The organism is Cobetia sp. SIMBA_158, from assembly GCF_046566945.1.
Lineage (GTDB): Bacteria > Pseudomonadota > Gammaproteobacteria > Pseudomonadales > Halomonadaceae > Cobetia > Cobetia amphilecti.
In genome coordinates this window covers 1-267 of record NZ_JAWJYL010000451.1, presented here as the reverse complement: position 1 = coordinate 267, position 267 = coordinate 1, and the positions used below count along the sequence as shown (strand labels likewise).

At 67.0% G+C, this 267-nt stretch carries 1 protein-coding gene; it reads right to left on the bottom strand.

The features are described from left to right. Nucleotides 1-267: carbamoyl-phosphate synthase domain-containing protein (locus R2R70_RS20640; protein ID WP_410978997.1), on the bottom strand; the 267-nt coding region annotated here is incomplete at both ends.

Sequence of the window (267 nt, the reverse complement as noted above, 5' to 3'; positions counted from 1 at the left end):
CCCGTAGCCGCCTTCGAGGCGCCATTCGGTCTGCTTCCACTCGAACGGCTTCGTGGTCGACACGACCTTCGCGAGATCCATGCCGGCGAGGCCCGGGAACGAGCGCGCGAGCTCGATCGCTTTTGCCTCGTCGTCCGAACCAGCCAGGATGCAGCCGTTCTGCGCGCCCTTGTCGCGCAGGATACGGGTCAGCTTGCGGGTATCGATGCCGGCGATCGCGACGACGCCTTCGTCGCGCAGATAGTCGCCGAGCGTGCGGTCCATGCG